The following is a 19,400-nucleotide window of genomic DNA, read 5'->3' on the forward strand; positions in this document are numbered from 1 at the left end:
AAGCCTTTTGCCGACAAACCAACAAAATCCCCCGGCCAGCTAAGGCTCGGGGGATTTTGTTGATTTCGATCCTATCGGGATAAACGCCGAACGTTCCGACGCTTTAAAGCACAACCTCTGCCGGCTTTACGATGTAAAGGGGTTTGGTGCTGACCTGCCGCTCAAGAAGCAGGCGGCGATCAAACAGGGCTCCCGGCTCGCCCGGCTCAACGACAACCGGCAGCTGCAGCTTTTCGGCGAGTATCGCCGCAAGTCGTGGGAGCACTCCGGCGTCTTTGTCCGTCCATTCGAACGTAAAGCGGAGCCCGTCTTGCGCGGGCGTTACTTTCCAAGCGTCCGGCAGGTCCGGCAGCGAATACACGGCGTCGTGGATGTCCGCCGGTTCCAAGATCCGGCCGGCCACCTCCAGCCTGTCCAACTGCCGGCCGTAATGGGTCAGCCTGCGTCCGCTTCTCCCGCACGGACAGCTGACTTCCTCGAGGGAGATCACGTCTCCGTTCAAATATCGGAGAAGAGGAGATCCCTCGTGGGTCAGTGTGGTGATCACGGCGAGCCCTTTGCCTCCGCCGGGTTCAACCGCCGCTGACAGGTCTTCTTTCAGTACCTCGACGAAGAAATCTTCTTCGGCCACGTGCAGGACGCCGTGTTCGCACATCGCGGCTATGTTGGCCGTCTCCGTAGAGCCGTACAAGTTGTAAACCGGCACGCCCCAAAGCTCTTCAATCTTCTTCCGGCGCGACTCGGCCAGAAGTTCTCCCGCGACGCCGATGGCCCGGAGATGAGGGAAATCCTCCCGGCAGCCGAGCCCGTGCAGCCGTGCGGTTTCCGCCAGTATCTCCATCTCGCGGGGAAGGCCCGTCATCACCGTTACCTTCAACTTGCGCAGCAGTTCGATGACGCGCGGATATGGCGTCATCGTGTTCCGGCTGCTGGCCGGAAGCACGCATGCGCCTGCCTGCCGCGCGGCCTGCTGAACCAGGTGAGCCGGCAGGGACAGCGCGTAAGGGAAGCGGTTAAGCAGCCGGTCCCCGGGTCTAAGGCGCAGGCCGGAGTCACCGATCTGACGGCCTCCCGCCTCCAGATCCCGCAGGGTGTACCAGGCCGAAGCAGGCAAGCCGGTCGTTCCGAACGTTTCGAAGTACTGGCAGACGGCCTCCGGCGGCACCGCCAGCAGATTCCAGGGACCTGCTTCACGGAGGTGGTCTTTGGTCGTAAGCGGCAGCTCGCTGATTCGGGAAAGTTCTCTTATTTCCCGGTCCTCTGCAGACAGGTGTTGTCTATAGAAAGGTGATTGTTCCAATCGCTCCATAAGGGCGGTAAATTTCTCGGACACAGGCTGTTCCCCCTTATATGGGTATGGGCTTGCAGATCCAAAGGATCTGGCTGTAGAGGTGGCGCTTACTGTTCGATAATCAGCTCGTCGACTTTCACGCCGACATGTCTGCCGGGGTCCATCGTATAGCCCAGCACCTGATCGCCCGGCTTTAATGTCGTAATGTTGATCGGCTGGCCCTCCGTGCCGAATACGCGCACATGCCAGTCCTCTTGCATAATGACATTAAGCGTCGTTCCGTCTTCAGCCCGGGCTTCGATATAAAGCAGGGGACGCCGCTCGATTTTCACGCGGCCGACCGAAACGCGTCTCGCTTTGCCGGATGTGCTGACGACGAGGACTTCCATTCCCGATCGCAGGTCGGACAAGTACCAGGTCCGGTTATCCGGTGCCAGCACATAGGTATGCAGGCTGCCCGCATTGATGCGGAAAGGTCTCGTCGGCATATACGGAAGCGGGTGTGTCTCACTGCAGGCAAGAATGCCCCCGCAGGAAAAGGAACCGAGCAGCACACCCTCGTCGAGACCGAGATAGCTCGTCAGGTCGATGCAGGCGCGATCGCCCATGCCGACATGCTCCGTCCGTACAATGGTCAGCTTCTGAAGCGGCTGACCGCCTTTTTGGCCCGTTGAAGTAATTACTTCGCCGACCGCATACACTTGGCCGAGATCGCCCGACGCGATCAGGACGCCATCCGCCCCGCATTCGAGTACGCCGAAGACGACTTTCGCTTCAATATCGTCGCGTACTTTCATGACCACTTCGGTACCGAAATTCTGGGCGTCCGCCAGAACGATTTCAAGCGGAATTTTTGTATCGTCGCGGAATTCGACAATTAGCAGAGACACCTCGTGGGTCATGGCTACGGCGAGCTGCAAAGACTCAGGGTCCGTTACATTCACACTCGTGCCGATTTTGCAGGTAATGGCTTCACGGTTGCGTCTGAACCAGCTGCTGCCGATCACCGACGGTTCCAAGATAACGATGTCGTAGGCTTCATTTAAAGCCGCCAGCTTATCGGGAGAAGGAGTGCCCTCGACATAGGTGATTTTATCCAAAGTCGGAGGAAGCTGCTTCACCTGCTGCTCGTTGGCTACGACGCCGGTGAATTTCTGGTGAGGCAGAGCTTGTACGATAGCGCCCCATTGCTCCGGTGCGGTTAAAGAACTGATATCGAACCACGCGTATTTGCTGCGCACGGGCGCGATAGGTTTATTTTTGGCCTGATTGAGGCTGGAAACCGGAGCGGCTGTAACGCTTGGTTTCGTTTCGGCCGGTTTTTCGGTTGGCTGGATGGTGGACTCATTAGATGCCTTCGGATTGATATCAGGCGTTTCTTTCAGCGCTTTACTCATTTCGCAGATCTCCTCTTGTTATAGTCGAATAACCCGGCGGGCTTTTCCCGCGTCTCGCTCCACGTAATCGACGACTTGAACGTCGCAGGATTGCTGGATGCTCGCTTCGATACGCAGTTGTACCTCCGTTAATAGCTCCGCTCGGTCTACGCTTGAATCGGAAGCTTCGACGAGTATGGAAAGTTCCCCGTTTTCAACGATAAATTGGTACCAGTTTCCTGTACCGCCGATTTGCAGGAGCTGTTGTTCCAGATACAGGGGAGAAAAATTCCCGCTGTTAAGGGCGAGCTGATCCCCCATACGGCCCCTCAGCTGCAAACGGGGCAGACGGCAGCCGCAAGGACAGGGACCATCCTCGATGCAGCCGAGGTCTCCGGTTTTGTACCGGATTATGGGCATGCCGTCGCGCATCAGGGTAGTGAGAACGACTTCGCCGACGATGCCCGGAGCCTGTGGTTCCCCCGTAACAGGATGAACGATTTCGGTATAGTTATGGCCTTCTGCCAAATGGTAACCTTGGTGCTCCAGGCATTCAATCCCGATCAGACCTATCTCAAGCGACCCGTACCAGGTTGTCACCGGTGTATTCCAGATCCGTTCGATCCGTTCGCGAAGAGCGGGTGAAGCGCCCTCACCGGTCAAAAACAAATGCTTCAGGTTGAAATCCCGATGAAGGTCCATTCCTAGTTTCTGCGCATGTTCAGCCAGGGTCACGGCGTAGGAAGGAGCAATAACCAAGGTTTGCATATCCCAGGCCAGCATGCATTCAAGAGCCTTATCGGGTTGAGAATAAGCTCCCCCTTTGCCGACAGGCAGTACGCAGCAGTCCTGCATATATTGGAATACCCGGTGGAATGAAAGCCCGGACGAGCTCATTTCGTAGGGTAAAGCGTTTCCGACTACGGTATTTCGCGTGTTCTGCATAAGAGATGGGTAGCGGGGGGCCGTATCCAGCCGATAAAGATCATTCAAAGTATGTCCGATAAAGATCGGCTTGCCTCCGGTTGTGCCGGTCGAAGTATGGATATGAGCCAGATCAGGCGAACAAATGATGCAGCGCGGATCATTGCGCAAGTCTTCCTTTGTCAGGAAAGGCAGTTGGGCAAATAAAGCCGGATTGGATGCTTCTTCGGGAGTCAGACCGGTGATGTCGATACGCTGTTTGTAAAACTCGTTGGTTTCATACACAAACTGAAGTAAACTGCGTAAGGCCCTCCGGTGATAAGCATCGACTTCCGCCTGGCTCAGGTTTTCTACCGACATTCCGCGTTCGGTCAGGCTGTTAAGCCACCGGACGTGCGGCTCGAACCTGTCCGCCGCTTTTTGTCCGGACATCAATTCCATTTGGCTTCTGGCTGTTACGGCCACGTGCTTTCCCTCCTTATACAGCGAATATTATAGTCCAAGCAAACGTGAAATCGTATGATGCAAAATCGTTTCCTTATCCGCATCGGAGATAGAGAGACGGTCGATTTTGACCTTTTCTACGAACGGGTCCGACAAGGGGAACTCGGAACCGAACATAAGTTTATCCGGACCCGCCTGTTTAACAGCGGTCTGAATCGCCAGCGGGTTGCCCGTAGACGTTTCCAGGTAAACGTTGTCCCTTCGTGCCGCTAATTCTATGGCATCTATGTCGAGCGGGCCGAAGCCCATATGGCCGATAACGAAGTTAGTACTGGGAAAAGCCTCGGCGAGAGAACCCAGCGCGGCCGTGTTTGCGTTTGCTTGAATAACTAGGTGCGTATAGAAGGGAATTCCATAGTCCCCGCACAGGGCGGCAAGCTCTTTGACGACGTCTCCCATAAGAGAAACCTGATGGACAAGAGGGGACATCTTGAGGCCTTTGAAGCCGTTTCGATAGGCCTTCTCCAGGGAGGCCAGAGCCGCCGGAGCCCCGTCGTTAGGATTAATGCAGCAGATTCCGTAAAATTTGTCCGGATATTCACGGATAATATCCAGCACGGTATCGTTGGGCGGATCCTTGAGGATCGGCTTCTCCTGTCCGGTGACGTACCGGGTCATGCGCCTAACGTCCAGCATGCCGCCCGGCACCAGGACGGCTTTGTCTATACCTGCCGATTTCATATCGTCCAACAGCCGTTCGGGGCTGCTGTAATCCTGTCTGGATATGTGAGCGTGGCCATCAATGATCATGCGTATTCCTCCCAGGGGTCAAATTGTGCGGCGGAAATTCCGTGATCCGTCTGCTTCGCGATAAGCGGCATCCGTGAGGAGGCGGCTAAATAGGTGTCGTAAGCTTCCTCCGCGCTGCAGTCCTTATGAACCAGATCTCCGAGCGCACGGCACATATCATCGGGACGGGAATCCTCGAAAAGATTCCGGCCTATGCACAGGCCTTTGCCCCCGGCATCGAGCATTTCCCTGATTCCGCGGAAAAAAGCCAGTTTGTCGCCGACGGAGCTTCCTCCGGCCATCAGCACGGGGATGTTAAAAGCGGCTATGGCTTCAGCCGCTCTCTGCGGAGTAACCGGCGTCTGGACTTTGACAAGATCGGCTCCCAATTCTCCGGCAACACGGACCGCGTGGGCTATTTTATTAGTCGCCGCCGCTCCCCCCGAAAGATCTTCTTCGGGAACGTTCATCATTGCCAGGACCGGAAGGCCCCAAGCATAAGCCTCATCACAGATAAGACCTAGGTCGCGCAGCATCTCATGTTCCCGGGGGACGCCCAGGTTAATATGTACGGAAAGGCCGATAGCCCCGATTTGCAGGCCGTGACGGACGGTCGATACGATCTGCTTATTGGACATATCCGGTGACATTTGAGTGGAAGCCGAGAGATGGAGAATAAATTCGGTTCCCCACGGCGATTCACTGCTTTCAAGGGCACGGCGGATGGCCCCCTTGTGGGCAATGATAGCCTGCAGCCGGAATCGGTTGGCCATACGAAGCAAAGCCGGCATGGAGGAGATTCCGTTAAGAGGTCCGTAGGTGGTGCCGTGATCTACCGGAAGCATGAAAGCGCGGCCGGATTTCGGATGAAAAATCTTTGAAAGTCGCAGCAATTTACTCATACATAGATCTCCTTTCCGATGAACGTGCAAAATAAGAAAGAACCCCATTTTCTGAACGGTACGAAAATGGAAGTGATACCGCACAGGCGAAAAAGCGCAAAGCTAAAAGATTGTTGCTGAATGTTATGGATGGTCATGAAGTGAGGAGCTCAAAAAATCGTTCTTTCGTCACAGTACGAATAATTCGGAAGATAGGGGTGAAAAGAGGAAGTAGGCCAATAGATTCGAAATGGATGAAATGTAAATAGATACATAAACATCCATAACCATATCTTCAACTATGATTTTACTTTTTTAGACAAAAAAAGTAAATTAAAATTTCGTTAAATTGCTCAAAAATCTTTAAATTAAGTTTTAGTATTTAATTTTGGAAAGGCTCTTTTTAAATGGCGGGGGGAAATCAAGTAGATGAGGAATGAATTCTGAAACCTTGATTGGAGTAAGGGGACGAAGGGGGAAAAATGCTAATCAAGGCTCAGCTTCGCTATATAAGAGGCGGAGTGAAGCGAAACGGGAGGAGAATATATTTCTAATCTCGGTTAAAATTTGTAATAAATTGTAAAAATAATTTGTCGGTTGGAGGAAGAAAAGAAAACCGGCTCTGCAAAAGAGGAATGCTCCCCAAATTAACCCCCCAAGTAAACACTCCATCTATGCCGAGTTTAATTTGTGTTGTAAAAAAAGAAAAAACCCTTGATATACAAGGGTTTTTGAATAAATATAGAACGCGCCCGAGAGGATTCGAACCTCCGACCTGCAGTTTAGGAAACTGTCGCTCTATCCTGCTGAGCTACGGGCGCATACAAATTCCGTTATTCAGTATACCACAGAATGGTTTAAGGGAGGAAGAATCTCTAAGGCAAAACCTTGGAGGAGCGGGGTCACTCCTCCGCGGGAAGTGCCTTCTTCGCTTCCTTGGCCCGGCGGCGCAGTTCCCGGAAGAAATCGGTCAACTGGGAAGCGCACTCGGGCTGCAGTACCCCGCTGATCACGTCCACGCAGTGGTTGAAGCGCTCTTCCTGCAGCAGGTTCATCAGCGTTCCGGCGCAGCCCGCTTTGGGATCTGGCGTGCCGTAGATCACCTGGGGAACGCGCGACTGGACGATAGCGCCCGCGCACATCGGACACGGCTCCAGCGTGACGTAGAGCCTGCAGTCCAGCAGCCGCCAGGCTCCCAGCTTCTCGCTGGCTTCGCGTATCGCGATGATCTCCGCATGAGCGGTAGGATCTAGCGAGGTTTCGCGCAGGTTGTGGCCGCGCCCGATAATCTCGCCGTCGCGGACAATCACGGCCCCGATGGGAACTTCCATCAGCGCTTTTGCTTTGTCCGCTTCGAGCATGGCTTCCCGCATCCATTTTTCGTGTTCGGCTTGTATAGGATCATGAGAATCGTGGTGAATTTGTACGGTTTCCATAAAGTTGTTCCAGCTCCTTGTCTGGCCTATTACAGCAGTTCTGAGGGAAGAAAATGAAGTTATGCCCCGAACGTTTATTCCCTTTGTTAACATGTTGTGGATAAAAATGTGGATAACTTTATTCATTGTACCTGCACATCGTACATTAGTCTATCCAAAATAAGCGACGCAAGCAAACAAGGTGACTTGCAAAAAAGACGAAATAAACCCGTCACGTTTAAGGATAGGGTAAAAAAGAAGAGAAAAGCATGGAGCATAAACCCGCGTGAATACTGAGGAAAATTCAGTTTAGTTGTAAAATTCAGAAAATTCAAACGCGATTAAAAAGATCAAAATTGCACTAATCGGGAAATCCGTGAATTCTCAAACGTTACCCACAAGTGGATAACGTTTTTCGGTGAATTTTTGTTAACATCTTGTGGATAACGATGTTGACAAGTGATAAATCTGTGGATATGGTGTGACTAACTTATTGAATATACCATGGCTTGACCACGAAAAAAAGAACCCGCTCCCTAAATGAGGGAACGGGTTCTTATTATAACCGGACTCCGGAATACGGGGAGGAACCGGGTCTTTTTCATATTTATCAGGAGGGAGAATCCTGAGCATCTATTTCATCGATCAAATTGTTGACCGAGGATGCGGGCTTTCCTTTATGAAGGTACACTCTCGGGACCCGTTTTCCGATTAGGCAAACGACTTCGTAATTGATGGTGTCCATCAGTTCCGCGATTTCATCCACAGGAAGAAACGCGTCACCGGATTTGCCGAAGATGGTTACCGGATCGCCTTCCTCAGTATTCTCCACGTCCGTGATATCCAGCATCGTCTGATCCATGCAGACTCTGCCGGCGATTCTGACGCGCCTCCCGTGCAGGAGCATATCTCCGCGGTTGGAGAGGGACCTGGAGAGACCGTCCGCATATCCGGCCGGGATAGTGCCGATCCGGGTGGGTCGTTCGGCGATGAAGGTGCTGCCGTAGCTGACCGGCGTTCCGACCTCGACGTCCTTCACCTGGACAAGCCGGGTCTTGAACTGCATCGCCGGCTTCAGAGGGTGAGTGTCCCGCTCGGAGGCTACGGAGGGCAGCAGGCCGTACAGGCTGATCCCGACACGGACCATGTCCAGATGCATGTCGGGATACTGCATCGTAGCGGCGCTGTTGCAGCAGTGGCGCAGCGGGATATCGATGCCGTCATCGGAGAGGTGATCGACGATGTTCATAAACCGCCGGAACTGCTCGCGGGTAAAGGTATCGTCCGCGCTGTCGGCGGTTGCGAAGTGCGTAAAAATCCCTTCAAGCGTTACACCCGGCGTCTGAATGGCTTGGCGGGCGAAGCTGAGGGCTTCCTCCGCTGTTCTCACGCCGATCCGGGTCATGCCGGTATCTACTTTGAGATGGATGCGTGCCGGGGTCCGGGACGACACCGCTGCGGCGGCCTCGACCGCCTCCAGCACGTCGGTCGTAAATACCGTGAGCGTCACGCCGGCACGAACGGCTTTCTTGACGGAACGGGGCGGCGTATAGCCGAGTACAAGCACCGGCTCCGTGATGCCGGCCGCACGCAGCACCAGCGCCTCGTCCAGCAGAGCGACGGCGAGATATTCCGCGCCTGCGCGGAGAGCGGCACGTGCCGTTTCGGATGCTCCGTGGCCGTATCCGTCGGCTTTGACGACCGCCATCAGCTTGCAGCCGTGCTGCAGATTTTTTTTGAACGTACGGGCGTTGTGTTCGATCGCGTCTAGCGAAATTTCCGCCCAAGTATCACGGTAACTGGCAGGGTGCATGCAGAATTCGCCTCCAAAACAATTTGACGAGAACTAACCCGAAAAGAGGTAAATCCCCCCGAAGCAGCTTCGAGGGGATGAAAGCCGCGGAAACCGCGGTATAATTTCGTTAAAATTTAAAGGATCTGATGCGGTTGGCTGAGTCTAAGAACAGAACCGGTTTAGGAAGAAACCGAAATTTTGTCCAAAGCCTTGCCGACCGGCACGTATTCGTAGCCAAGATCGCGGGCAACCGCTTCATACGTAATGGAACCGCCGGCAACGTTGACGCCAAGCTGAAGAGAGGCGTTGTCTTTCACGGCTTGCAGTACGCCTTTGCCTGCGATTTGCAGGGCATAAGGGAGGGTGACGTTGGTCAGCGCCAGAGTAGACGTGCGCGGAACCGCACCCGGCATGTTGGCAACCGCATAGTGAACGACTCCATGCTTCACGTAAGTCGGATTGTCGTGCGTCGTGATTTTGTCGACGGTTTCGATGATACCGCCTTGGTCGACGGCCACGTCAACGACCACGGAGCCCGGTTTCATGGAAGCGATCATCGCTTCGGAAACCAGCTTAGGCGCTTTGGCGCCCGGAATGAGAACGGCGCCGATCACGAGGTCCGAAGCCGCTACCGCTTCCGCGATGTTCAGCGGGTTGGACATCAGGGTGTTTACCTGATTGCCGAACAGGTCGTCCAGCTGACGAAGGCGTTCAGGGCTAAGATCGATGATCGTTACGTCCGCGCCCAGACCGACCGCAAGCTTCGCCGCGTTCGTACCAACGACACCGCCGCCGATAACGGTTACTTTACCACGCTGGACTCCCGGTACGCCCGCAAGAAGGATCCCTTTGCCGCCGTGCGGTTTCTCCAGGAATTGAGCGCCGATTTGAGCGGACATGCGTCCGGCCACTTCGCTCATCGGAGTCAGCAGAGGAAGCGTACGGTTTACTTCAACAGTTTCGTAAGCGATAGCCGTTACGCCTTTTTCCGTGAGTGCTTTAGCCAGTTCAGGCTCTGCCGCAAGGTGAAGGTAAGTGAAGAGAATGAGACCTTCGCGGAAGTAGTCATACTCGGAAGCGAGCGGTTCTTTAACCTTCATAATCATGTCCGCTCCGGCCCATACATCCGCCGCTTGATCGATCAGGGAAGCTCCTGCCGTTAAGTATTCTTCGTTCGTAAATCCGCTTCCGATACCGGCATTCTTCTCCACGAGAACTTCATGACCTGCTTTAACAAAAGCCACAACACCCGAAGGAGTTACGGCGACACGATTTTCGTTGTTTTTAATTTCTTTAGGTACACCAATCCGCATAAGAACTGCCTCCTTAGATTAGGAAATCTAAGGTTAGTATAGTTATGAAAACGCTTTTTTGCTTCGTGTACTTACGAGAAAAAAGAGCCCGCTTTTTGTGTAAATCCACAAAGCTTGCCACAGATTCCCGAGTGGCGCTAAAGTTTTTCGCTTTTCAAATCGAGATATAGGCTGACTTTCTGGTCCATATCTTTCAGATCGATATTGCCAATCTCGGAAATTCGTTTCAGCCGGTAGTTTAGCGTGTTGGTATGAACGTGGAGAGCATCGGCGGCGTCTTTAACGTTGCTGTCCTGCAGAAGAAATACTTCCAGTGTATGCAGGAGATTGCCGTTATGCTCCCGGTCGTACTGGCGCAGTTTAAGCAGGGACGGATTGGTATGGGCGTGAATTCGGTTTTCCTCGGCCATAAGAGGAAGAAAGCGATAGAAACCGAGATCCCGGTAATGGACAAACCGTTTCGTTTCTTGGGGGAACTGCCGCTTCACCTGAAGAACGGAGAGAGCCTCCCGGTAGCTTTTTTCGACAAGGCCGTAGTCTTCATAGATATTGCCGATAGCGGTTTGTCCGGGCGAGACGCCGAACCGGTCTTTCATCTGCTGGGCAAAGAGCCGCAGGAACTCCGAGGAATCCGCTGCAAACTGATTACGCGAAGAAGAGGTCCCGAGCAGAACAAGCTGGGTGCGGTCGACAATATGAAGGGCGATCCGGATCCGCTGAGTCGTACTGATAAGGTACCGGATCTGCTGAGCCCTCTGCTCGCTGATATCCGAATCGAATTCGACGATCATGACCTGGAAGCAGTCCATGAGAGGAATGCCGAGCTTGTCGGACTTTTGCCGGACGGCGTCGCCCGAGGAAATATGGCCGGTGAGCAGCTGCCAGAAGAAATCCTCGAATCCTTCCTGCTCCTTGCGTTTCTGCTGCTGCAGCTGCAGCAGTTTGGTTCTGGCCGCGCGGGAGGCGTGCTTAAGCTGAAGAAAATCGGCTTCTTCCAATAAGCGGGCATCCTCCAGCACCCAAATGTAGCCCAGCACCTCGCGGTTGTTGCGGATGGAAATAGCGATGCGGCGGCCGAGCTTCACATCGTCCAGCGCTTTGATGGGCACGGGGTCCTCGCTTTTCATCAACTGCTGAATAAACCCCTCGCGCCAGAGGCTGGCGATAACCTTCTCGGGCACGCGGCGGCCGACGATCGTGGCGATCCGTACGGGGTCGGTCTGGGCTTCGTGCGTGCTGTACGCGATCAACCGGTGGTTGGCGTCTTCTATGGTGATGGCGCAGCCGAGCACCTCGCTGATGGTATCCGCCAGTGCTTCCAAACTTTCAAAACTTCGGTCAAACGGATTTAATTCGTTGCTCATGCGGGTCTTGACTCCATTTCCTTTGGCTTGCGAAGCGGTTTCTTTTTATATAAGTAGGTTCGTTCATAGTCGGTACTTTTATTATAAAACGATTGTGCGAAAAGCCATAGACGGAACGCGACGGTTTGTGCATTTGCACAAATTGCGGAAGAAACATTCTCATAATCACACAAAAACAGATCGTACACAAATATGCTACACTTCTTTTTGTAAATGAAGCGCTTTCAATACACATAAAATAATTGATAACGCTTACTTTTACAGAAATTAGTTACTTTTGTTGGACAGACTTCATGCCCTCTGGAGGGTATAATCAGTAACACGTTTAATACGAATTTTCAGGAGGTACCTATGTCCAAAAAAACTCAGACCAATGAACTGCAAAGAGGATTGGAACAACGACATATCACCTTGATGTCGCTTGGTGCCGCCATTGGTGTAGGCCTGTTTCTCGGCTCCGCATCCGCGATCAAACTTGCCGGTCCCGGCATTCTGCTGGCTTACGCGCTCGGAGGCCTCATTATTTTCTTCATTATGAGAGCTCTCGGAGAAATGGCCATTGAAAACCCCGTAGCCGGCTCGTTCAGCCGGTATGCGAGAAATCATATTTCACCGTTGTTCGGATATTTAACCGGGTGGAACTACTGGTTCCTCTGGATCATCACTTGTATGGCCGAAATTACGGCAGTCGGCATTTATATGGAGTACTGGTTCCCGGGAACTCCGCGCTGGCTCTGGGCCCTTGGTGCGCTTGTCCTCATGAGTGCCATTAACCTGATCGCCGTTAAAGCTTACGGGGAATTCGAATTCTGGTTCGCCTTGATTAAAATTGTCACGATTATCGGCATGATCGTTATCGGAGCCGGAATGATCTTCTTCGGACTCGGCAACGGCGGCATCGCAGTCGGATTCAGCAATCTTTGGAGCCACGGAGGATTCCTTCCTAACGGGGTAACGGGCCTCTTGCTATCTTTCCAGATGGTTATGTTCGCTTATCTGGGCGTTGAGATGATCGGGGTAACGGCGGGCGAAGCCCAGAACCCTGAGAAAACCCTGGCAAAAGCCATCGACACTGTCTTCTGGCGCATTCTAATTTTCTACATCGGCGCACTGGTTGTCATCATGTCCATCTATCCTTGGGATGAAATCGGCAAAGCCGGCAGCCCGTTCGTCATGACCTTTGAGAAAATCGGAATTCCCGGAGCCGCGGGGATTATCAACTTCGTTGTTCTGACTGCAGCCCTGTCTTCCTGTAACTCCGGTATTTTCAGTACGGGCCGTATGCTCTTCAACCTGGCTCAACAGGGCGAGGCGCCGGATTCCTTCCGTAAAGTATCCAAAACCGGCGTTCCGGGCAAAGCCATCGTCGTATCGGCTGTTGCGCTTCTTATCGGCGTTATTCTGAACTATATCGTTCCGGAAAAAGTGTTTGCCTGGGTAACAAGTATCGCCACTTTCGGAGCCGTATGGACATGGGCGATGATTCTCATCTCCCAAATGAGATACCGCAAGAAACTAAGCCCGGATCAAGTTCGTAATCTTAAGTACAAGATGCCGCTGGCGCCTTATACTTCCTATATCTCTCTGGCATTCCTTGTGCTCGTCATTGTTCTTCTCGGTTTCTCCGAAGATACGCGCGTCGCGCTGATTGTCGGGCCGATCTGGCTGATCGCTCTCGTTGTCGTTTACTACAGCAGGGGATATCACCGGAAAAACGCGCTTTCCGAAAAGAACTCAGATAGCGCCGGAATCCACATTAATCCTCAGTCTGAGCTGTAAACCCGGTTCTTGAATGAACAAAACGTTTAAATAAGGTAAGGACGGATTCTGAAATGGAGTCCGGACTTGCCTTTTTTATTCTCAGTAAAATTTATGAAAAACTCTTGTTTTTGGAAGCTCGATCTGGAACTTTTAAGGACTCCCGGTCGTTATAAAACTAAGAGCATTTTCAGGAGGGGGTCAGGTTGTCAGCCAACCGTGAAGCAATGGGACAAAAGCAATTCGCCAAAGGTCATTTCCTGTTCATCCTTGGAACTTGTCTGCTCAGCTTGCTGCTGGGTATTTTATATACCCCGATATGGGGAGGAGAAACGGCATTCTCCATTCAGTTTATTGCCCACGAAATCGTGGCCGAACCCCGCGGGTTAAAGCTTTGGGCTTATCTTTCCATCGGCCTGGGGGCCATCTTGCTGGCCGGTTTGGTCGGACTGATCCGGCCGGGAAAAGCTTGCGGACTCAGTTGTAACGTCCTGGCCGGGATAGCTGTCGTACTTGTGCTGATTCAGCTCCCGCCCGTTTTTCTATGGGGGATGATGCTTCCGGTAGATGCCGCTGCCTGGCTTCCCATCTTACTGCACGGGACGGCTCTGTTTGTCGGACTGTGTGCGGCGGGTCTGCTCAAAGGTTTGAAAAATAAATGACAGAATGGAATTCATACATAAATTAAAACTTTTAAAATTCCAAAGGTTCACGACAATGGCCTTGATAGACTTACCCGACGGCATGTAGCTCCGCAACCATTGCTCAGAACTAGGCAATTAAGGAGGCAGCTCGGTGGATATAAAAAAAACATTGATAGTCGGTGTCTGCTCGGTAACCGCTCTTGTCATAGGCGGATTGGGTTTGAACAGTTCCAGCCAGGCAGATGGTTTTGATAAGAAAGAGAGGCTGGAAATTTTAAAGAAGGAAGAACAACGATTAAGAGCCGCACTGGATTCCAGACAGCCAGGCGCTTCGGAGACGACCGCAGAAAAATTACAACGTGAGCAAGATGAGAGATTGGTCAAAAAAATCGGGATCGAAGCGGGGACTTTGCAGGATGAGTTATACCCGCCTGACTCTAAAGCAATCCTTGAGGAAAATATAAGATCGCTAAAGAATATATTAGAAATTAACGGGTACTACGAGACTAAGAAGAATGACCCCGTAAATGGGGAGACGTATGAAAAAGCTGCTCGAATTTTGAATGAAAAGAAAAAGACGCTTGCAGAAATTGAGCATCAATTAAAAGACGGGAGCAAGCCTATCGAGCAATTAACTAAAGAGTTCGAGGAATTAAGAGCTGTCCGGGAAATAACTATAAATGAATAAAAAAAGTTCTAACGATCAGCCGGTATGATCACATCAATTGGCTCAATCGAAACCATTATGGCGGGAATGAGATTCAATACTTCGCAACCGCATCCAAACTGCTCGATTTTATTTGTAACGAAATCGGATAACAAAAGCACGTTAAATGAACATCCTGCCCTTTTTTTCTTAAAATGGGTTCAGGATGTTCGGCCGTCTATCGGGCGGAAGAATCTAATCGGTTAAGCGGAACTCCTCCTAGATCCCCCCGAATTAAGCAAATTGTAACCCCTTGACGAATGGTTTATAATAGAATATGGTGCATTTTTTTAATTTGAGAACCAAGGAGTGTCACATACATGGCTTTGAAAGCAGGAATCGTCGGGTTGCCGAACGTAGGAAAATCGACGCTATTTAACGCGATTACACAAGCGGGTGCCGAATCCGCAAACTATCCTTTCTGCACGATTGATCCGAACGTCGGTGTGGTTGAGGTGCCTGACGAAAGATTGCAGAAACTGGCCGAGATTGTGAATCCGAACCGGATCGTGCCGACTGCTTTTGAATTCGTCGATATTGCAGGTCTGGTCAAAGGCGCGAGCAAAGGCGAAGGCCTTGGAAATAAATTTTTGGCAAACATTCGCGAAGTGGATGCAATTGTGCATGTAGTCCGCTGTTTTGTGGACGAGAACATTACCCACGTGTCCGGTAAAGTCGATCCGATCTCGGATATCGAGACGATTAACCTGGAATTGATTCTGGCGGACCTGGATTCCGTGGAGAAGCGCATTGACCGTTCGCGCAAAAATATGAAAGGCGGCAACAAGCAGTATGCCGCTGAAGTGGAATGCTTCGAGAAGATCAAGGAAGCTCTGTACAACGACCAGCCGGCCCGCAGCGTGGAGCTGACGGACGAGGAGCGCGTGCTTGTGCGTGACCTTCATCTGCTGACCATGAAACCTGTGCTGTATGCCGCCAACGTGAGCGAAGCGGAAGTGGCCGACGGCGACAATAACCCTTACGTGCAGAAGGTCCGCGAGTTTGCGGCTCAAGAAGGCGCGGAGGTTGTGGCCATCAGCGCGAAGGTTGAATCCGAGATCGCCGAACTCGAAGGTGAAGACAAAGCAATGTTCCTGGAAGAGCTCGGTCTTCAGGAATCGGGTCTTGACCGTCTAATCAAAGCGGCCTACAAGCTGCTCGGTCTCTACACGTACTTCACGGCCGGCGTTCAGGAAGTAAGAGCGTGGACCATCCGCAAAGGAACGAAAGCCCCGCAGGCGGCTGCCGTTATTCATACGGACTTCGAGCGCGGTTTTATCCGGGCGGAAGTTGTCTCTTATGAAGATTTGACTGCAACCGGCTCGATGAACGCGGCCAAAGAGAAAGGCCAGCTTCGTCTGGAGGGCAAAGAATATATCGTGCAGGACGGCGACGTGATGCACTTCCGTTTCAACGTTTAGGGAGCAGACACAGCTGTCTCCTTAATTTGAGACGGTGTTATATATAGAACGACGGGAATGTACATCCCTCGGTGGTATAAAGGTCCTTGAACGGTTAACCGGTCACCGACGTAAACTATTCTGACCGCTGCCGAGAGGTGCGTTTTGGTATTTAAGCTGTTTGCAAAAACAGCGCAAGGCCCTGATTATTTTGACATTATGGTAAGGAGTGGTCCAAATGCTGGATCGTTTGCAGGCTCTGGCGGATCGCTATGAGAAACTGAGCGAACTGCTCTGTGACCCGGACGTAACGAGCGACACGAAGAAGCTCCGGGAATTCTCCAAAGAACAATCCGACCTACAAGAAGCCTACGATGCTTATGTGGAATACAAAGACGTGCTGGAACAGCTGGACGCGGCGAAAGCGATGCAGGCTGAGAAGCTTGACGACGAAATGCGCGACCTCGTGAAAATGGAGATCGAGGAACTGTCCGGCCGCAAAGACGAGCTGGAAGAGCGTCTGACCGTGCTCATGCTGCCTAAAGATCCTAACGATGACAAGAACGTAATCGTGGAAATCCGCGGTGCGGCCGGCGGTGATGAGGCCGCTCTGTTTGCGGGAGACTTGTACCGAATGTACTCTAAGTATGCGGACGCCCAAGGCTGGAGAACCGAAGTGCTGGAAGCGAACCTGAACGACCTTGGCGGGTTTAAAGAGATCATTTTCATGATCAACGGCAAGGGCGCTTACAGCAAAATGAAATACGAAAGCGGCGCACACCGCGTTCAGCGGATTCCGGTTACGGAATCGGGCGGCCGTATTCATACGTCCACTTCCACGGTCGGCGTAATGCCGGAAATGGAGGAGATCGATATCGAGATCAAGGACAGCGATATTCGGGTCGATACGTTCTGCTCCAGCGGAGCGGGCGGCCAGTCCGTTAATACGACGAAGTCCGCGGTCCGGGTTCTCCACGTGCCGACAGGCATTATGGCGACCTGCCAGGACGGCAAGTCCCAGAACGATAACAAGGCGAAAGCGCTGCAGGTTTTGCGCGCTCGTATTTACGATGTTAAACGCCAGGAAGAAGAAGCGAAGTACGCCGGCGAGCGTAAGAGCAAGGTCGGTACGGGTGACCGCAGCGAGCGCATCCGGACCTACAACTTCCCGCAAAGCCGCGTAACGGACCACCGCATCGGTCTTACGCTTCACAAGCTGGATACCATCTTGAACGGAGATATGGACGAAATCGTCAATGCTCTGACTATGACGGCGCAGGCCGAGCTTCTTGAAAAAGGGGAGCAATAAAACCATCATGAACAGGCTTATTTATCAAGCCGGCATGTCAATCCGAGAAGCCTATACCCAGGCTTCTTCTTTTTTCAAAGAGCGGCAAATCCAGGACGCGGCCATTTGTGCGGAGATTCTGCTCCAGCACGTGCTGGGTCTTAGCCGGACGGAATTCTTCTTCCGGATGGAAGAGCCTTTTCCCGCTGCGCATGCGGAGCAGTGGAGCGAGGTCGTGGAGCGTAAGGCCGCGGGGGAGCCGGTGCAGTACATCACCGGCGAGCAGGAGTTCTACGGCCTGACGCTCCGGGTCACGGACGCGGTCCTAATCCCGCGTCCCGAAACCGAGCTCCTCGTGGAGGAAATCCTCCGCGAGGGCTCGCGCCTGTTCCCGCAAGGCGCTCCACTCCTTGCGGATATCGGTACCGGGAGCGGAGCTATCCCGGTGAGCCTGCTGCACGCGCGCCCCGATTGGCGCGCGGCGGCATGCGACCTCTCGCCGGAGGCGCTGGAGGTCGCGAGGGGCAACGCCGGACGGTGCGGCGTCGGGGAGCGGATCGCCTTCTACGAGGGCGATCTGCTCCTGCCCTGCGTCGAACGGGAGCTGCCCGTCGACATCCTGGTTTCGAACCCGCCGTACATTCCGGCGGGGGATTCGCCGTCGCTGCAGCCGGAGGTGCGCGATTATGAGCCGCATCTCGCGCTGTTCGGAGGCGAAGACGGGCTGGATCTGTACCGGCGGCTGGCCGGCCAGATTCCCCTGTTGCCGAGACAACCGAGGCTGGTCGGGCTGGAAGTCGGCATCTATCAGGCGGAGGCAGTGGCGGACCTGCTGCGCGCAGCGGGGGAGTGGAGCGAGATTCGTTTCGTGAAGGACCTGGCGGGGATCGACCGGCATGTCATAGCGATACAGGCCCTCTCAGAAAAAGAATAGCTTCCCAATAACAGAGAGAGGCTAAAGGTTCTGTCAACTCGGCAAATGGGTTTTGCTATTACCCTTCCCCTATCGGGAAATCTATAAACCTCGTATCTGGCGAGATCATTTTTTAAGACGTATCAGCATGTTCAGCAGATCCGCGCATTACGGCAAGTCCTGTGCTGCGATGATATCGCTGTGATCGGCGGTCACTTTTCCACAAGGTTTATATGTTTCACACCCGGAAATTGTTCCACGTGAAAAAAATCATAGATTGCTAGTTTAAAAGAATTGCCTTTTGACCATACTAACCGTTACAGAGGAAGAAACAGAGAACGGCTTCGAAGCTGGCGCTGTTTTTCCGGGAAACGGGAGGGAATTATTATGGTCATCCGTAAATCATACAAGTACTTGTTTTATACGTTTTTCGCTCTTGCCCTCATGATGATGAGCTGGGAAGGTACACGTTCGAACGCAGCTCTGGCGGAAGGGACTATCCCGGATCAGTCGATCCGTCTTCGTATACTGGCCAACTCCGATAAGCCGGAGGATCAGGCCATCAAGCGGTTGGTGCGGGACGCTATTGTCGCTCAGATGAACGAGTGGGTCACCGGACCGCATTCTATTGACGAAGCGAGACAAATTGTGCAGCAAAACCTTCCGGTTCTGGAAAAAGTCGTCCGCGATACACTGACATCCCGCGGCTTGGGAGGGCTTCCTTACACCGTGGAGCTCGGACAGGTACCGTTTCCGACCAAAATGTACGGTAATCGTGTTTATCCGGCCGGGGATTATGAAGCTCTTCGTGTATCTCTGGGGGAAGGGAAAGGCCAGAACTGGTGGTGCGTGCTTTTTCCACCTCTTTGCTTTGTAGACGGCGTGTCGGGTGAAGCGGTGGCTCAGGCAGCTCCTGCCGAAGACGGCGGTGAAGGAACAGGTGAGGCCAAAACCGCCGGCGTGCAGAAAAAAACGGCCGACGTTCCTGCCGAAGGATCGGCGGCTTCCGCAACTGCCAGCGGAGATACGGAAGTGAAATTTTTTCTGTGGGAACTGCTTCAAGGCATCATCGGATTCTTCCTGAATCTGTTCAGATAAA

General features: G+C 52.8%; 16 protein-coding genes and 1 tRNA gene. 7 read left to right on the forward strand and 10 right to left on the reverse strand.

Going from position 1 to position 19,400, the window contains the following annotated elements:
- Positions 1-103: 103 nt before the first annotated feature.
- The 10 genes from KVT34_RS24325 to KVT34_RS24370 all read right to left on the reverse strand — a co-directional run bounded on the left by KVT34_RS24325 (position 104) and on the right by KVT34_RS24370 (position 11,592).
- A complete protein-coding gene (locus KVT34_RS24325; RefSeq protein ID WP_217561981.1) occupies positions 104-1,333 on the reverse strand; it encodes a phenylacetate--CoA ligase family protein in 1,230 nt (409 codons plus the stop codon).
- A 65-nt stretch (positions 1,334-1,398) separates the two neighbouring features.
- Positions 1,399-2,688: a 3-dehydroquinate synthase II family protein gene (locus tag KVT34_RS24330; protein ID WP_217561983.1), complete on the reverse strand. Its 1,290-nt coding sequence runs from the start codon at positions 2,686-2,688 to the stop codon at positions 1,399-1,401.
- Positions 2,689-2,706: 18 nt separating this feature from the next.
- The gene (locus tag KVT34_RS24335) at positions 2,707-4,056 is read right to left on the reverse strand and encodes a phenylacetate--CoA ligase family protein (protein WP_217561986.1); all 1,350 of its coding nucleotides are present in this window, start codon (positions 4,054-4,056) and stop codon (positions 2,707-2,709) included.
- Between the two features lie 27 nt (positions 4,057-4,083).
- Positions 4,084-4,845 carry an amidohydrolase family protein gene (locus KVT34_RS24340; RefSeq protein WP_042233934.1) on the reverse strand — a complete coding sequence of 254 codons (762 nt, stop codon included), beginning with the start codon at positions 4,843-4,845 and terminating at the stop codon, positions 4,084-4,086.
- A complete protein-coding gene (locus KVT34_RS24345) occupies positions 4,842-5,726 on the reverse strand; it encodes a class I fructose-bisphosphate aldolase (RefSeq protein ID WP_217561988.1) in 885 nt (294 codons plus the stop codon). The genes KVT34_RS24340 and KVT34_RS24345 overlap by 4 nt, the downstream gene beginning before the upstream one ends.
- A gap of 726 nt (positions 5,727-6,452) precedes the next feature.
- Positions 6,453-6,526, reverse strand: a tRNA-Arg gene (locus tag KVT34_RS24350).
- 81 nt (positions 6,527-6,607) lie between these two features.
- On the reverse strand, positions 6,608-7,141 hold the full coding sequence (gene tadA / locus KVT34_RS24355) for a tRNA adenosine(34) deaminase TadA (RefSeq protein WP_217561989.1): 534 nt from the start codon (positions 7,139-7,141) through the stop codon (positions 6,608-6,610).
- Positions 7,142-7,730: 589 nt separating this feature from the next.
- A complete protein-coding gene (alr, locus tag KVT34_RS24360) occupies positions 7,731-8,933 on the reverse strand; it encodes an alanine racemase (protein WP_217561991.1) in 1,203 nt (400 codons plus the stop codon).
- A 161-nt stretch (positions 8,934-9,094) separates the two neighbouring features.
- On the reverse strand, positions 9,095-10,228 hold the full coding sequence (gene ald / locus KVT34_RS24365) for an alanine dehydrogenase (RefSeq protein ID WP_217561993.1): 1,134 nt from the start codon (positions 10,226-10,228) through the stop codon (positions 9,095-9,097).
- Between the two features lie 137 nt (positions 10,229-10,365).
- Positions 10,366-11,592 carry a PucR family transcriptional regulator gene (locus KVT34_RS24370; protein ID WP_217561995.1) on the reverse strand — a complete coding sequence of 409 codons (1,227 nt, stop codon included), beginning with the start codon at positions 11,590-11,592 and terminating at the stop codon, positions 10,366-10,368.
- 351 nt (positions 11,593-11,943) lie between these two features.
- Here KVT34_RS24370 and KVT34_RS24375 point away from each other — a divergent pair, with 351 nt between their 5' ends.
- The 7 genes from KVT34_RS24375 (at position 11,944) to spoIIR (ending at position 19,399) form a co-directional block, all read left to right on the forward strand.
- Positions 11,944-13,371, forward strand: a complete 1,428-nt coding sequence (locus tag KVT34_RS24375; protein ID WP_217561997.1) for an amino acid permease — start codon at positions 11,944-11,946, stop codon at positions 13,369-13,371.
- 185 nt (positions 13,372-13,556) lie between these two features.
- Positions 13,557-14,012, forward strand: coding sequence for a hypothetical protein (locus KVT34_RS24380; protein ID WP_217561999.1), 456 nt, complete (start codon positions 13,557-13,559; stop codon positions 14,010-14,012).
- A gap of 133 nt (positions 14,013-14,145) precedes the next feature.
- Positions 14,146-14,682: a hypothetical protein gene (locus KVT34_RS24385; RefSeq protein ID WP_217562001.1), complete on the forward strand. Its 537-nt coding sequence runs from the start codon at positions 14,146-14,148 to the stop codon at positions 14,680-14,682.
- Between the two features lie 338 nt (positions 14,683-15,020).
- Positions 15,021-16,121, forward strand: a complete 1,101-nt coding sequence (gene ychF, locus KVT34_RS24390; protein WP_217562003.1) for a redox-regulated ATPase YchF — start codon at positions 15,021-15,023, stop codon at positions 16,119-16,121.
- Positions 16,122-16,338: 217 nt separating this feature from the next.
- The gene (prfA, locus tag KVT34_RS24395; protein WP_217562005.1) at positions 16,339-17,409 is read left to right on the forward strand and encodes a peptide chain release factor 1; all 1,071 of its coding nucleotides are present in this window, start codon (positions 16,339-16,341) and stop codon (positions 17,407-17,409) included.
- Positions 17,410-17,416: 7 nt separating this feature from the next.
- Positions 17,417-18,322, forward strand: coding sequence for a peptide chain release factor N(5)-glutamine methyltransferase (prmC, locus tag KVT34_RS24400; protein ID WP_217562007.1), 906 nt, complete (start codon positions 17,417-17,419; stop codon positions 18,320-18,322).
- Positions 18,323-18,688: 366 nt separating this feature from the next.
- Complete coding sequence (gene spoIIR / locus KVT34_RS24405; RefSeq protein WP_217562009.1) at positions 18,689-19,399, forward strand: stage II sporulation protein R; 711 nt, start codon at positions 18,689-18,691, stop codon at positions 19,397-19,399.
- Position 19,400: the final 1 nt, after the last annotated feature.

It is taken from the genome of Paenibacillus sp. GbtcB18 (assembly GCF_019091125.1).
In the GTDB taxonomy this organism is placed as follows: Bacteria; Bacillota; Bacilli; order Paenibacillales; family NBRC-103111; genus Paenibacillus_F; species Paenibacillus_F chitinolyticus.

Excerpts from the sequence above, each read along its gene's own strand:
- alr (WP_217561991.1), bottom strand. The coding sequence starts at position 8,933 with ATGCACCCTGCCAGTTACCGTGATACTTGGGCGGAAATTTCGCTAGAC.
- prfA (WP_217562005.1), top strand. The coding sequence starts at position 16,339 with ATGCTGGATCGTTTGCAGGCTCTGGCGGATCGCTATGAGAAACTGAGC.
- ald (WP_217561993.1), bottom strand. The coding sequence starts at position 10,228 with ATGCGGATTGGTGTACCTAAAGAAATTAAAAACAACGAAAATCGTGTC.
- prmC (WP_217562007.1), top strand. The coding sequence starts at position 17,417 with ATGAACAGGCTTATTTATCAAGCCGGCATGTCAATCCGAGAAGCCTAT.
- spoIIR (WP_217562009.1), top strand. The coding sequence starts at position 18,689 with ATGGTCATCCGTAAATCATACAAGTACTTGTTTTATACGTTTTTCGCT.
- tadA (WP_217561989.1), bottom strand. The coding sequence starts at position 7,141 with ATGGAAACCGTACAAATTCACCACGATTCTCATGATCCTATACAAGCC.
- KVT34_RS24345 (WP_217561988.1), bottom strand. The coding sequence starts at position 5,726 with ATGAGTAAATTGCTGCGACTTTCAAAGATTTTTCATCCGAAATCCGGC.
- KVT34_RS24370 (WP_217561995.1), bottom strand. The coding sequence starts at position 11,592 with ATGAGCAACGAATTAAATCCGTTTGACCGAAGTTTTGAAAGTTTGGAA.
- KVT34_RS24375 (WP_217561997.1), top strand. The coding sequence starts at position 11,944 with ATGTCCAAAAAAACTCAGACCAATGAACTGCAAAGAGGATTGGAACAA.
- KVT34_RS24330 (WP_217561983.1), bottom strand. The coding sequence starts at position 2,688 with ATGAGTAAAGCGCTGAAAGAAACGCCTGATATCAATCCGAAGGCATCT.
- ychF (WP_217562003.1), top strand. The coding sequence starts at position 15,021 with ATGGCTTTGAAAGCAGGAATCGTCGGGTTGCCGAACGTAGGAAAATCG.
- KVT34_RS24340 (WP_042233934.1), bottom strand. The coding sequence starts at position 4,845 with ATGATCATTGATGGCCACGCTCACATATCCAGACAGGATTACAGCAGC.